The organism is Pseudoflavonifractor sp. HNCC25GI2 (assembly GCF_058136395.1).
The window spans coordinates 24,378-37,534 of the sequence record NZ_JBYUOW010000011.1; the positions used below are offsets into that span (position 1 = coordinate 24,378).

The 13,157-nt window shown below is 48.3% G+C and carries 15 protein-coding genes; all 15 read right to left on the bottom strand.

Features of this window, described 5'->3' with window-relative positions:
* Positions 1-10 precede the first annotated feature (10 nt).
* A complete protein-coding gene (locus AC3YUO_RS11655) occupies positions 11-1,498 on the bottom strand; it encodes a protein kinase domain-containing protein (RefSeq protein ID WP_489963212.1) in 1,488 nt (495 codons plus the stop codon).
* Between the two features lie 13 nt (positions 1,499-1,511).
* On the bottom strand, positions 1,512-2,378 hold the full coding sequence (locus tag AC3YUO_RS11660; RefSeq protein ID WP_489963213.1) for a hypothetical protein: 867 nt from the start codon (positions 2,376-2,378) through the stop codon (positions 1,512-1,514).
* Positions 2,379-2,386: 8 nt separating this feature from the next.
* Positions 2,387-3,004 carry a hypothetical protein gene (locus AC3YUO_RS11665; RefSeq protein ID WP_489963214.1) on the bottom strand — a complete coding sequence of 206 codons (618 nt, stop codon included), beginning with the start codon at positions 3,002-3,004 and terminating at the stop codon, positions 2,387-2,389.
* A gap of 769 nt (positions 3,005-3,773) precedes the next feature.
* Complete coding sequence (locus AC3YUO_RS11670) at positions 3,774-4,262, bottom strand: hypothetical protein (protein ID WP_489963215.1); 489 nt, start codon at positions 4,260-4,262, stop codon at positions 3,774-3,776.
* The gene (locus tag AC3YUO_RS11675) at positions 4,249-4,890 is read right to left on the bottom strand and encodes a recombinase family protein (RefSeq protein ID WP_489963216.1); all 642 of its coding nucleotides are present in this window, start codon (positions 4,888-4,890) and stop codon (positions 4,249-4,251) included. Before AC3YUO_RS11675 ends, AC3YUO_RS11670 begins: the two co-directional genes overlap by 14 nt.
* 338 nt (positions 4,891-5,228) lie before the next feature.
* Positions 5,229-5,603 carry a hypothetical protein gene (locus AC3YUO_RS11680; RefSeq protein WP_489963217.1) on the bottom strand — a complete coding sequence of 125 codons (375 nt, stop codon included), beginning with the start codon at positions 5,601-5,603 and terminating at the stop codon, positions 5,229-5,231.
* Positions 5,578-6,849 (bottom strand): TniQ family protein, encoded by a 1,272-nt coding sequence (locus AC3YUO_RS11685; protein ID WP_489963218.1) that lies wholly within the window; start codon positions 6,847-6,849, stop codon positions 5,578-5,580. Before AC3YUO_RS11685 ends, AC3YUO_RS11680 begins: the two co-directional genes overlap by 26 nt.
* Entirely contained in the window at positions 6,809-7,225 is a 417-nt protein-coding gene (locus tag AC3YUO_RS11690; protein ID WP_489963219.1) for a hypothetical protein, read from the bottom strand. Before AC3YUO_RS11690 ends, AC3YUO_RS11685 begins: the two co-directional genes overlap by 41 nt.
* Complete coding sequence (locus AC3YUO_RS11695) at positions 7,218-8,546, bottom strand: ATP-binding protein (RefSeq protein WP_489963220.1); 1,329 nt, start codon at positions 8,544-8,546, stop codon at positions 7,218-7,220. Before AC3YUO_RS11695 ends, AC3YUO_RS11690 begins: the two co-directional genes overlap by 8 nt.
* Complete coding sequence (locus tag AC3YUO_RS11700) at positions 8,543-10,258, bottom strand: transposase family protein (RefSeq protein WP_489963221.1); 1,716 nt, start codon at positions 10,256-10,258, stop codon at positions 8,543-8,545. The genes AC3YUO_RS11695 and AC3YUO_RS11700 overlap by 4 nt, the downstream gene beginning before the upstream one ends.
* Positions 10,251-10,637, bottom strand: a complete 387-nt coding sequence (locus AC3YUO_RS11705; protein WP_489963222.1) for a PDDEXK family nuclease — start codon at positions 10,635-10,637, stop codon at positions 10,251-10,253. Before AC3YUO_RS11705 ends, AC3YUO_RS11700 begins: the two co-directional genes overlap by 8 nt.
* Before the next feature lie 50 nt (positions 10,638-10,687).
* Positions 10,688-11,071 carry a hypothetical protein gene (locus AC3YUO_RS11710; RefSeq protein WP_489963223.1) on the bottom strand — a complete coding sequence of 128 codons (384 nt, stop codon included), beginning with the start codon at positions 11,069-11,071 and terminating at the stop codon, positions 10,688-10,690.
* Between the two features lie 10 nt (positions 11,072-11,081).
* Positions 11,082-11,483 carry a S26 family signal peptidase gene (locus tag AC3YUO_RS11715; protein ID WP_489963224.1) on the bottom strand — a complete coding sequence of 134 codons (402 nt, stop codon included), beginning with the start codon at positions 11,481-11,483 and terminating at the stop codon, positions 11,082-11,084.
* Entirely contained in the window at positions 11,464-11,766 is a 303-nt protein-coding gene (locus AC3YUO_RS11720; protein WP_489963225.1) for a hypothetical protein, read from the bottom strand. The genes AC3YUO_RS11715 and AC3YUO_RS11720 overlap by 20 nt, the downstream gene beginning before the upstream one ends.
* Positions 11,767-12,184: 418 nt before the next feature.
* Complete coding sequence (gene tsf, locus AC3YUO_RS11725; RefSeq protein ID WP_489963226.1) at positions 12,185-13,105, bottom strand: translation elongation factor Ts; 921 nt, start codon at positions 13,103-13,105, stop codon at positions 12,185-12,187.
* Positions 13,106-13,157 lie beyond the last annotated feature (52 nt).

A 13,157-nucleotide genomic window follows, 5' to 3' on the forward strand; every position in this document is an offset into this window, starting at 1 on the left:
GGTGTCTCCTTTATCCTATGGAAATACTCCATCTATGCTGGATAGTTCCATATCCTTCATCGTCAACCAGGACAATTCTTTCGGGCTCAATTTGGGCGTTTACGGGCAACTCAATAGTAGCCTTCGTATCTTCGGAAAAGATTATGTCTGAATGCTGTCCTTTATCTGTTTTCGTATATGGAAGCAGTTCTTTTCCTAAAACCTTAATATTCAGAGTTATAAAACGGTTTCTAATTGCCATTCTGTTTTTCTCTGGAGAATACTGAATAAGAATACTGACAGAGTCTTTTTCAATTTTTGCAGATGGTTCAAAGAAACTTCTGGTTATTTTATTTAGTCCGGGACGAATGACTATATAGTTTTGTTCTTCTATCAAAAGAGGAAGGGCAGAAAAACCATCTATTCCATCGTGCGGTATCAACATTTTTTCAGAAGCCGATATAGTTCTCTTTAATCGAGCAAGAATCACTCGACTGGTAGTATGGTTGCAAAACGGACAGATATGTTTTGGATTGTAAGGATAGTCTTTCTCGCATCCCTTGTGATCACACTTGATAATTTTCTTCATTGCCCGAATGCAGGCTGCCTTGAAGTCATCAAGTGTAGGACGAAGATAAGCATCCATTTTTCCGGCAACAAACATTTTATCAAAAAGGATTGCCAAATCTTCAGGGAGGAAAATTTGAGTATCTTCATATATTTCGCTTTTGTTTGTAGATAATCGCTCATCACCGATGTAGTCTAACGAACCCTGAGAAAGACTTTCGTAGAACTGCTCATCTGAGAGTAGCTCTGCATCTTCTCCGTAAAATGGATGGCAGGTCGTAAGCATTTCGAACATCATTATTGCAAACGAAAATGTGTCTGATACTGAAGATGGTGATGTTCGATACTGATATACCAGAGGATCGATATATCGAGGGCAGCCTGTCGAGTGAGCGTAGTATGTATATGAGCTTATAGAATCTGCTCCAATAAACTGGATACTTGGTTGAGCTTTCTTTTCTAATGAAAAAGCCTGTAAGGTTGTATTTTCTGGGCAAATATCAACCAAACAAATACCTTTAGAATGAATTTGCTGCAGGCGAGCAGCAATGCTATAGGCAATTTTCAATCTATATTCGATTCCACCAGTTTTTTCATAATACCACTTAAAAAGCTTTTCTCCTTTTGCTGGCTTGATGTATTGCGTTAGAGTACATTCATTAACGGGTTCACACACATACCCAACTTCATCACGCTTCAAACCTGTCAAAAGAGCAGAAGGCATAGCAATAGTGTCTGATAAAACATCATCCTTGGCACCCAGAGCCTTTAACCATTCGAGTCTTTCAGACAGAGACTTTGCACTATCCAAGGAATGAAATATTTTGAGCAATTTATTATCTTCGGTTTTTAGGCAAACCGCCTGCGCTTCGACTGAGACCTCTTCAATGGCCTTATACTTTTGGCGTTGCAAATCAAAAAAGGTGCGATTAAGATATGTATGCTTTGGCATATTGTACCTCCGGTTAAAGCAGAGAGATAAATACCTTGAATGTGCGACTAACACTTTGCTCGCTGAGGCCAAGAGATGAAGCAATCTCACGAGCGGTAATGGGTGCTTGTCTCCTGCAGGAATCGGTATATATTTCTTCATTGAAAAAGGATTGTGTTCGAGCAACTGTCAACAGCTGTTCACTGTTCCAAATTGCTTCGATTAGCTTTGCAGTTAGTAGTTTAGATAGCAAAGTCTTTTGACGGGCTTGACGAGTAGAGAATACTTCATCGATATGCTTAATGAATTCTACTGCCTGGTTTGTTTCGTTTAATTCATCCTCCGTTGTTTTTTTTAAGGGTATCATGTCAAATAGACTGCCCTCAGATCCATCATCAGATATATAGCTGTTGCTGACAGTAAAGCTATTGTTATAATCGAAAAGGCAATCGGCAACTTTTTCGTAGGAGATACCCGTAGAAACTGATATTGTGCTGATTATTTCATCTGTAATGCTATAAGCTCCATTATGCTCAATAAACTTTATATACTTTCGAATAATTCTCTGATCATTTTCGGGAATATGTACGCCCCCGTGTTGTTCAGCTAATTGCCTGCGTGCGCATACCTTTCTATACTCTTTTGCGATAGCCGAATTGAAATAGTTGAGGAAGTCGCCAACCTCTGCCGTATAGTTTTTTATGCAACGGTTAGCTGTTTCGGTTATTTCAAGACCAAACTCAGTATATTTATCAGCATTGATTGATACCAAATATAAATAAAGATATTCAACCAGCTTTAGCGCTTCACGCTTGTAAGCTGTGGCTTGAGTGTTTCTGTCCAGTGAAAAGAGAATAGAATTGCGAATTAAATTTTCATATTCAACTCTACTCTTGCCCATAGTTCACCTCACATAGAAAGAAGTGATTTGAGCATTTGCTTAGCTTTATCTGGAGAAGAGCACTGAATGGTATTTGTAACAGAATTTAAGTAATACAGAGGAATCATGTCACAGATTTTTGTATTTACTGCATTCCCATCTACGAAAGTTGCTTGACCATAGACAATGTTGTCAATTTCACAATCCAAAAATTTTTCTGCGAAGTTCATAGCTGTGAAAAGTACAATGGGAAGGTCTTTAGGGCCATAGGTAATATCAGCAATAATATGAGTTGCTTCTTCTATTTCATCAACGATAGAAAGCAGAAGATTGTCATGGGTCGCTTGAGTCTCTGAAAATTCAGTGTAGATGATCTTATAGTCGATTTTTGCACCCGTAGTTTCTGCTACAGCCAGCAGTTCCTCAATACAACCAGTCAGGTTCTTTTTGTATTGCCCCAACTTGTCTTTCTTTACCAGCAGAATAGCTTTTACTTCATCTTGATAAGAAAGAGTCTTTTGAAGAAACGCTGACACAGGATAGTATACTGATGTTTGAGCGACAGGTACCGAGCAGTCATCGCTTTCATAAACACACTTACTGACTTTAAGTGTCATAGGAATATTACAAAATAGAATTTTTTTCATTGTTCTCTCTCCTTGTGCATACAGTCATGCTCTATAATGTAGCGTCTAATTTCTTTTACTGAAGGAAAAAGTTCTCTGCCCTCATTTAAAATATAGAAGCCGTCTGCACTTTAGGCTCTCGGTATGCAATAAATCATTGTCTCCTTGCTATTATCCGCTTCTGATTATTTTTGTTTCTACCATTGTATAGGGGTGGAAAATTGAAGACTTAACACTCTTCTAAAAAATCATTTATTATTTTGTGCATTTGGAAAGATTTCCAATACAAGTATAGCACAGCTAATATGAGTGGTATATGTTAAACCCAGTAAAATATTGGGCAGTCACAAAAAATATGTATATAATAAGACAGCCATGATTAGGATGTGCTATCTACCCTCCTTGTACGCTCAACAACCATATGTGTATCTCCTGATTTCTTTGTGTACCTCACAATCCCATGGCAAATCCCCCCAGGCGAGAAAGTCGCCCGGGGGGATTTTTTTGTGTCAATGTTATATGCTATGTTTAGTGCTATGTTATATGCTATGTTTAACCTTTGGTTATACCTATGTATGCCAATGCTATTCATATCACCCCCAATCAAATCCGACGTACACGGTGCAAATGCCCGAGCTATCCGTCTTTTTTGTCATCATTTTATCATCTTATATATTGTATACATACAGACACAAAACAGACAAAAGACGTACAAGATACGGTCGATTTTGCCCCTCAATCACCCCTCTTTCTCTCACTCGAAAACATGCAGATAAAATAATACACATCGTCACATATCCGGATCCCTCAAATAAGGTCTAAATAGCAACGCCAGCGCCGGAACGATGTCTGGCGGATCGTCGTAGCCGATATCGTGGTCCCGAGTCTTGTCGCAATCGTACCACCTATCAATAATATAACGCCACCAGTCCTGCCCATCGTCCACAACAAGTGTGCCACGGATCATGTTGTTGGGGACAAGAAAGATGGGGTAGTTGTGTGAGGCATACTCGATGGCCCGCAGACCCTCGAGTTTGGTGATTCTAAACGCCCGGAAGCACTGGCCATACTCGGTTTCCCCGTGCACGATCTCCACTACACAAGACTCAATCGCCACAGCCAGATCATCATATGACAGCTCGACATTAGAATACTCCCTGCGTTCGGTCCATGCAATCCGCACCTCTGGAGGATACGGGTACTCCTCAGGATCTCGCTCAATCTCCGTGTGTACTCGCCCAGGCGGATATATGCGATAGGTGATGTCATGCTCGATCATCGTGCGTGCCTCCTATACATGCAAGGTATCTGTAGGCTGTGGGGCGACTTACCTGTGCCAACCTGGCCAATTCGCTCACATTGATTTCTCCAATTTGATATTTAGTAAAATATCGGAAAAAGCTATCTGGGATACGCTCTGCCGTGATGGGAGGGCGGCCCAACTGTTTACCTTTGGCCCTGGCATTGGCCACACCGCTACGCACACGGGCCCGGATCATGGAAAGTTCCAACTCCGAAAACACGGCAATCAACTGCAGAAATGCCACCGTCATCGGATCGGGATCATCCTTGCGGCAGTCGATGGTGATGCTCCCCAGGATTTGGAGCCTGATGCGCTTTGACTTGATTGTCTCTACGATCTGGCAAAACTGCTGCACTGAGCGGGACAATCTGGAAGGCTCTGTGATTATCACCGTGTCTCCTGGGCGGACTGTATCCCACATCATATCTTGCTGCTCCTTGGTCGGCGCATCTCCATGCTCATACTCCATCCAGATGCGAGTTGCCCCGGCTGCCCGCAGTTCCCGTACCTGCCTATCGATGTCCTGGCGGGTCTCGTTAGTGGAGCATCTGGCATACCCATGTGTAACGATAATCCCCTCTGTCGTTTTCGTTACAGATTCCATGTACTTTTTACCTCCTGGAGGCACAAAAATGGTGGCCCCAATGTGTAACGCAAATCATCTGTTTTTCGGACACTCTGTATCCATCCTATCGTCAATCACTCGCCAAATCCTGGACGCTATTGCCCATCGTGCCCATCGGTAGATGCGTGGGGCAACGCCTGAGGGAGCCGGACTGGATGCGATTACCTCCAGCGCAGATACCGCCCACAGTATAGCCGACAGGTCTGGGGTGTACTCGATCGGATCCATTGCATCATCGGCCCATGCGATCATGTCATCATCGCTGTGCACCCAGCGGTAGGTTAGGCTTAGGGTCCGATAATTGCTATCCATCCATGTCATTCCCGCTCCTCCTCGGTCGAGATGGATCTTAGGCGCTCCAGCGCATCAACCACATCCGGCTCTGACTGACCCTCCGACTTTGCTCGAGCGGGCACTGGGTATTTCTCCCTCATTTTATCGTATAAATCGTAAAGCAGATAGACCAGCCGATCTCTGATCTCGAGGTAGGCCCCAACCGTATTGATCCCATCATCCATGCACAGAGTGTACAGGGCGGCCAGCGTTGCTGCCCCATCCTCCAAGGCGATCATGTGTGGGCTGTCATCGATGGAGAGGCACATCACCTCAGCGATTGCATCTGCCTCTTTTTCCTGGGTCTTTTTGTCATCTTTTCCACGAACTTGCTCAATGATTTTTTTGTATTTGTTCATTTTCAGCCTCCTTATTCCTGCAAAAATCAAGTACGACAGACCGTGCAAACACGGCAAGCTGCCCACCACTGTTTTTCTTAGCTGCTTCTTTGATAGACTCATATTCTGCATCTGTTAACAGCAACCGGATGGACCGCTTGCGATCTTGCCGGATTTTTCGCCAAAATGGCTCTATATGATACTTTGCTGCCAGTGAGTCCAGCTGCCCGGGTTGGATACCCATTTTTGCGGCCAGGTCATTTTTGCCGTAGACAATGCCGGTTTCCTTATAACGCAGCAACTGCTCCAGCAGTGGATCTGTTACATCGAGCGCAGGTCCAAACAGCGTGTCAGCATCCAGGCCAACCATCACGGCGAGCAGTGCATACCGATCCGGCGATGATAGCTGCCAATGCACGAGCCGTGATAGTACGGCGGCAGACAAGCTGGCAAAGTACTGCTCATAGATTTGCTGACCGTAATACTCCATGGCTGCCCGCTGGACTTTTCCAACGTCGATTGATTGATATCGACTGACCCGATCCTCTCCATATCCATTGGATACCAACGCTGTGTGTAGGTTGCTGTGTCCATCGACTGGCACATGATAGTCGCCGCATACCAACGCAGTCAGCATATCAGTCAGCGGCTCCATCCAGGGTTCTATTTTTGCGTTTTCCGGATTCGGAATGTGAACAGAAATGAGAGGAAGAAATAACTCGGACAACCTGGAAAATTTGATGGGCACAGATACAAGCGGGACCTTATGGGTCGGGCACAGAGGGAGTAGAGGTATCTGGTGGGCGCTGTGCCAGTATGGCTCCCCATACTGTGCTGTATCTGCCTGATAACACATCGGGCAGTATTTTAGCCCCTCAGTGCCATCTGGTATCTGCGTCCGAACGCTTGTGATGCCTGATCCATGGCCGGCCCGTAATGCCTCCCATACCTGCCGCTTCTTGTCTGGTGCAAAAAAGCGAGTGTAGTAGGGGAGAAGGGTATGATTGGCCAATACATCATCAATCGACAGCACCCCAGGCGGTAGATTGGATAAGACGGCGGCGCAGTCACCTCCAGGAATAAGCCTGCCATGCACCATTTTCCGGCCACCATATAACTCATTGATGGTAGTGGCGTATTTGCTGTGGCCGCTGCGTACATGGTAACGGCAAAGGACCGAGTACCACCACTCCCCAGGGTAGGGCGATGGAAAATACGGCAGCATATCAGTATGGCAGGATTGATTGGCAGGCAATTTTATCGCCACACAGCCGACGGATCTCCATCTCCGTGCCGGCTTTTGCTGTTTCAGGCGACCCATATACCCGGATAAGCTGCCCCACGTCAGAAGCAACTAAGAGCAAACTGTCCTCGATGTTGTCGTAGACCCTGTCAAAGAGCACGTAGCACTGGATGCTGTGACCAAACCGCAGCTCGGGCTGCTCTGGATCCATACGTCGTTGAAACACAATCGTATACTTGTGATACTCGATTTCCCCATCCGGTCGCACAAGCTGCACCATGGCATAGCACCCGTCGTCATGGACCGACGGCTTGCTCTGATCAAAGCGGAATGGTTGCCAAATCAGTGCTCCAATGTTCTGTATATCCTCTGCCGACATGTCGATAATGTTTTCATCCATGATAGTCCTCCTCCAGATAGCCATGTTTTCTTAGTTGCTCTTCAATGTCCTTTCCTTCCGTGTAGGCCACGAGCAGATCATCATGATCCCTCTGTGCTGCCTTTCGCCCCCTTTTGTTGGCATATTGCCGTGGCACTTCTTCCTGCTCTGGCGATGGCTCTGGTACTTCCAGACCGATTTCAAAATCCGAAATGTGAGTGCCTGCCGCATAGGTCCTTGGCACCTTGATGGCCAGCAGCTCGACCGCTTTCTGAATGATTTTTTCGTCGACACAGCTACGGCCTTGAAGCAGGGCCTGAGCCTGCGCCTCAGCAAATATCTTGACGACATAAGCCGGTATGCCACCGCTGCAATCGTATAGCTTGTTTGATAGAGATGTTGTCAGAGGTGCTGCCTGTCCGGTGTATTGATATGACCAGATCTTTCGCACGAAATCGAGATATGCCCCGTCCGGCCGAAATGGGGCCAGTCGGATGCCTCTGGTTCTCCTCTTGAGATGTTCCTGGGAGACAAAGAGCTCCTCTGCGACTGGTGTGCCGATAAAATAGATGGAGGTCATTGTTTCGTTGGTGAGCTCTACAAGAAATCGGAGAAGCGGCTTTTCTTGCCTGGTTTTACGGGCGGTCAGCACTGCATTCTGGATCTCGTCGACTACCAATAGTCCTACATGGTGGTTGGTAAGCAGGATTTTGGCCTGCGTTGCGATAGCAGATGCAGATGCCGATCGTAGCCATTGCGCCGCTTGCAGATACTGTGAGCCAATAGCCTTATCCAGCGCAGCCATGATGTTATAACCGAGAGTCTTGACAGAGCAGTCAGAAGGGCACTCCACATGCAGCCACAGTACCTGCTTGCCATAACAGGGCTGTCCCTGGTACTCCACATGCTCAATTACCTGAGGCATCGTGGATAGACACCGGCGCACGGTGGCCGTTTTGCCGCACCCCGGAACTCCCAAGATGGACCCACTGTCTGCCTGCGTGGCATAGTTGGTGTCTCGGCCACAGTAGTAGGCGTTGATTGCTCTGGTTGATTCCACCACATCGGCCGTACGGTATGTTGTGGTGATTGCCCGATACAATGTATCGTAGATAGCGTACTGGTAAGGCATCGGCACATAGATGGATGCCAGAGATGGAAGTAGACCCCGGCGCTCCTCTTGTGACATCCGATCCAGATCGTGTGGGATAGGAGGGTAGCTTGCCACGGCCCTGGCAAATTGCTCGGGCGAGAGCATGTCCGGCATGGAATCAAGGTAAGGGTTGCCTGATGATCCCTCATATATGGCTCCGACCGTATGACCGGCTGGATACTTGCTCATGTCAGTTGCCCCCTCTCTGTGATTTGGTCTTGCTTGATTTGCTCTCCATCGACTTGCCGGATAGGCTCCCTGCGACTGTCTGCGTGCTCAATGATAGCTCGGATGGCCTGGGTGGCTGTGATACTCGATGCCGTCTCTCGTACACATGCAGCCCTCCTGTTTTTCTTAGCTGCTTCATAAGTTTTCTTCTGTTCATCCGCAGAAATAGATCGATCAAGTCCTACCGCATAACAAGGCACAGGGTGATCTATACATATATATATAATGTATAGATCAGCTGGATCGTAGGCGATCGTGTATGTATCGCCAATGACAAGCCCATCTGCATCATCTGGGGCGTACCACATGCGGTTGATCCGGATGCCCTTGCGGGTCAGTTTGGCTTCTGTGCGTGGCAGTGTTTGTATGTGCAGCACCTGCGGATCCACCGCCATCAATTGTGGCGATAGCTCCAGCCATCTTTCTGCTGTGGTCTTTCCGTCAAAGAGTCGTCCGCTATTTAGATACAGAACAGAATGGATTACTATACGGGTGAAGTCATCCAGATCCAGCACGGCCTGCGTGCGGTAGTCCGTGGCCCATCGTTCTTGCGCATCATCCTCGATCACACCACGGCCACGCAGCATTGGCTTATACCGTTGCTGCAGTAGGTCGATTGATTTTTCGACGGCACCCTTGCAGTCCGGCCGAAAGGGCGGTAAGGTCAGTACTTCAAGCCCGTACCGACGGCACAACTCGGACATTCGTGGGCCGAAGAACTCTCGCCCCTTGTCAGTGATGATCTCCGTTGGCATACCCACCGATGGCCATTGCTCCTGGGTAATCTCGATGCCGTAGCTGGCACAATACTCCACTTTGTCAGATGCTGCCTGCTCGATACAAGCCATCACAGAAGTTTCATCACACGAAAATCCGACATAGATACCAGCAATCAGGTGGGTGGCTGTGTCTACGGCCAAGTAGATATACGGCCTGCCCACCACAACAGACCGGTCTGATCGTGGCACCAGATAGATATCCGCCTGTGTGGCATCCATCTGATAGCTTCCAGGCTGTGGTCGCCATCCGGCAGATGATCCCCATGCAGGCCGGTGGTCCCGCTGGTATTTGGTAAGGCCCTCTCGTGCAATGATCTTTTGGGGATCACGATGAAACCCGTGTCCATAGTAATAGTGCCGAAATTGGCTCCATGTTGGGGCGTCGCTGTCGATCTCTCCATCGGGTCCTACATAGTCCTCCATCAGCATCATTTCATAGGCGCATCTTAGGGACAGCCGCTTTGCTCCAAAATAGTACCGCCGGATGGCTCGCTCTATCATTTGGTTGCTTTGGGTGGCGTTTTTTGTACGCTTTTTTGCCGTGCGTCCAGTTGCCATATACATATAATATATATGTAGGATGCGGCGTGTGTTGGTGTTGTGTTGCTGCGCCGCCTCTGCCGCCATCCGGTATCGCAGTGATTTGTCAGAGATGCACCTTTCATCGTCAACCATCGGCTGAATCATTTGCAGGCGGGTAGCCTGCGCTGGAGTTATGGTCTGCTCTGTAATCCATGCGTCCGGCGCAGGCACCCGTTCATATCCATCAAGGTCAGCAGTAAAAAATGGGGGAGAGGGAGAGTCACAGTCAATGATCCAGTAGCCGTTTGGTTTCGCTTTCAGAATCCGGAATGTCACCCCAAGCCGGCAAACAAAGCGCAGAGGATCAGTCATCGACAGATACGATCATCCACTGGGTGCCATCATCATCCATGGTCCAGTACCGGCGAGACATCTCCAGGCGCATGGTGTAATCCGCATCTGCCATACATTTTTTGGGCACGATTTCCTTGACGATTCGATGTCCGTCGACGTGCGTGATTACAAAATCCGTGGTCCACTCTACGGCCAAATCATCGTCGGACACAGGCATCGGGATGCGAGCGAGGCGATCAGGATCAAGGATTACATTGGTATCGTAGATCTGCACCCATGCCTTGGACTCCAGCTCTGCGGCATACTCCATTGCGCCACGGCTGTGTACATACATGTTGCGGTTGTTTTTGCGACTAAAAAACTTGTACATCATCTTGCGATCTTCTGTGTGTGTCATTTTTTCATAACCTCCTAATTTTAAATAGTCATTGTCTTGTGCCAAGTCATCTATCTATCAACTATCACCACCATCCACTCCGTGTCGGTCGCTGCCCAGTATCTGCGGGATAACTCCAGGCGCTCCACATAGGCTTTCTTCTTTAGCTGCTCTCGCTTCACCAACTCTCTTACGCCTTTGCGACCATCAGCGCAGCGAATCACAAAGTCAGTAGCCCATCCGGTCTGCAGATAGTCCGTGCGGATTCCTGCCCGTGATATGCGTCCAATTATGCCGACTTCTAAAGGACAGCCAGTATCGTAACTTTTTACCCACGGCTGCTCTTCCAGCCATTTGGCGTAGTTCCTTGCCCACTTGCTGTGAAGGAGCACGATATCGCCGTTTTTTTCACTGAAAAATCTAATGTCCCGTGTACGTGCATCTGATCGCTCCATTTGATCCCTCCTATATCACCAGCCGGCCGACAATGTCATCCCCATTTATGGGACCTAAAACCCTGGAGTCCCGGGAATTATCCCGGTTGTCTCCCATCACATAATACTCTCCGGGCCCCAACGTGAGAGGCTCGCCCCAATGCTCCACCGTGTCCCCGGGGCCAGCCACGATGCGTTTGATGGTGGTTACATAATAGTTATCACCTGCAATCGCCACGATGTCTCCGACATCAGGATCCGGATCTGGAATAAGAACATGGATGCTGTACTCCCGCAGCGTGGGCAACATGGACTGACCGATCACCATCGTTATCCGCACCCCACTGGTTATGATGATGTAGGTGATGGCAATGGTGATAGCTATTTCGATATAGTCCCGCACTGTGCATCGATCATCGCCGATTCTCTTCATTTGATTTTCCCTCCTCACCATAAATAACAGACTCACCAACTGCTATGACCCAGGCGATCCAGCAGGCCACCGTCAGGATGGCCACTGCCAAAAGGCCACGCAGTTGAAAACGCATGATGATGTATAGAGTAGCAATCATCCACAGCGTGGCAGCAGCTGGACGCATGATGTAGCCGGTGAAGTGCATCATTACCCAGGATGGCAAACGTACTCCGTCTTTTTCATAACCATCGGCGATCAGTACCAAAAAAGTAGCTAAGGAAAAACAGGCCAGATTCATCATTTCAAAGGCACCTCCTTGAATTAACTTAAAAATTTGCTGAGTTCACGGAATTAACTCAAAAATTTGATGGTAAAAAATGAATTAACTCAAAAAATTGATGCTCTTACCCGCAAATTTTTGATTTAATTCAAATTTTGAAGTCAATTTTTTAAAAAAATTGCTATTTAATCAAAACACCATGTGATCGTCCTTCCGAAAACCGTCGCCTGTCCCGGCAAAACGGTCTCCTCGGTCGATCCTCAACTGCCCTCGCAAAATACTCTGAAAAGTTCGAAAAATCGAAAAATAGAGGCAATATCGAGGCTAAGCGTGAAAAAAGAATAAAAAAAGAGCCCCGGGGAAACAATTCCTCGGGACTCTCTTTGAGTCGATTATTTTGGGACAATGAGCGTTTTTGCGGGGGACAAGCTCAAGCCTTTTACTTGATCATGGAAGCAACCTCAGCGGCGAAGTCGTCTTCCTTCTTCTCGATGCCCTCGCCGGTGGCGAAGCGGGTGAAGGCCTTGACGATGATAGTGCCGCCCAGCTGCTTGGCAACCTCGGCCACGTGCTTCTCCACGGAGACCTTGTTCTCCTTCACGAAGGCCTGCTGCAGCAGGCAGTTCTCCTCGTAGTACTTGCCGATGCGGCCCATAACCATCTTCTCGATGATGTTCTCGGGCTTGTTGGCGTTCTTGGGGTCCTCCTTGGCCTGAGCCAGCAGGATCTCCTTCTCCTTGTCCAGGGTGGACTGATCCACGTCGGACTTATCCAGGAAGGCGGGGTTCATAGCAGCGATCTGCATGGCGATGTCCTTGCCCAGCTCGGTGACCTTGTCGGCATCGATGCCCTCGACAGCCAGGTTGACCAGCACGCCGATCTTGCCGCCCATGTGGATATAGGGAACGTTCACGCCCTCGGCATAGCGGACGAAACGGCGGATCTGGATGTTCTCGCCGATGGCCAGCACCTTGTCGGCGGTGACGTCAGCCACAGTGCGGTCAGTGCCGGGATAACGGCAGGCCTTCAGAGCCTCCACGTCAGCGGGGTTCTCCTCGGCCACAACAACGGCCAGAGCCATAACGAAGTCGCGGAAAACATCGTTCTTCGCGACGAAGTCGGTCTGAGAGTTGACCTCGATGACCACGCCCACGCCCTTCTCGGTGACCACGGCGTAAGACACGCCCTCGGCGGCAATCTTGCCGGCCTTCTTGGTCTGGGCAGCCAGGCCCTTCTCACGCAGCCACTCGATGGCCTTGTCGAAGTCGCCGTCGGCCTCGGTCAGGGCCTTCTTGCAGTCCATCATGCCAACGCCGGTCATCTCGCGCAGCTTCTGTACGTCCTTAGCGGAAATCGCCATAATTACATTCCTCCATAACTGTATTCAGACCGGGACAACCGGTCTCTGATGC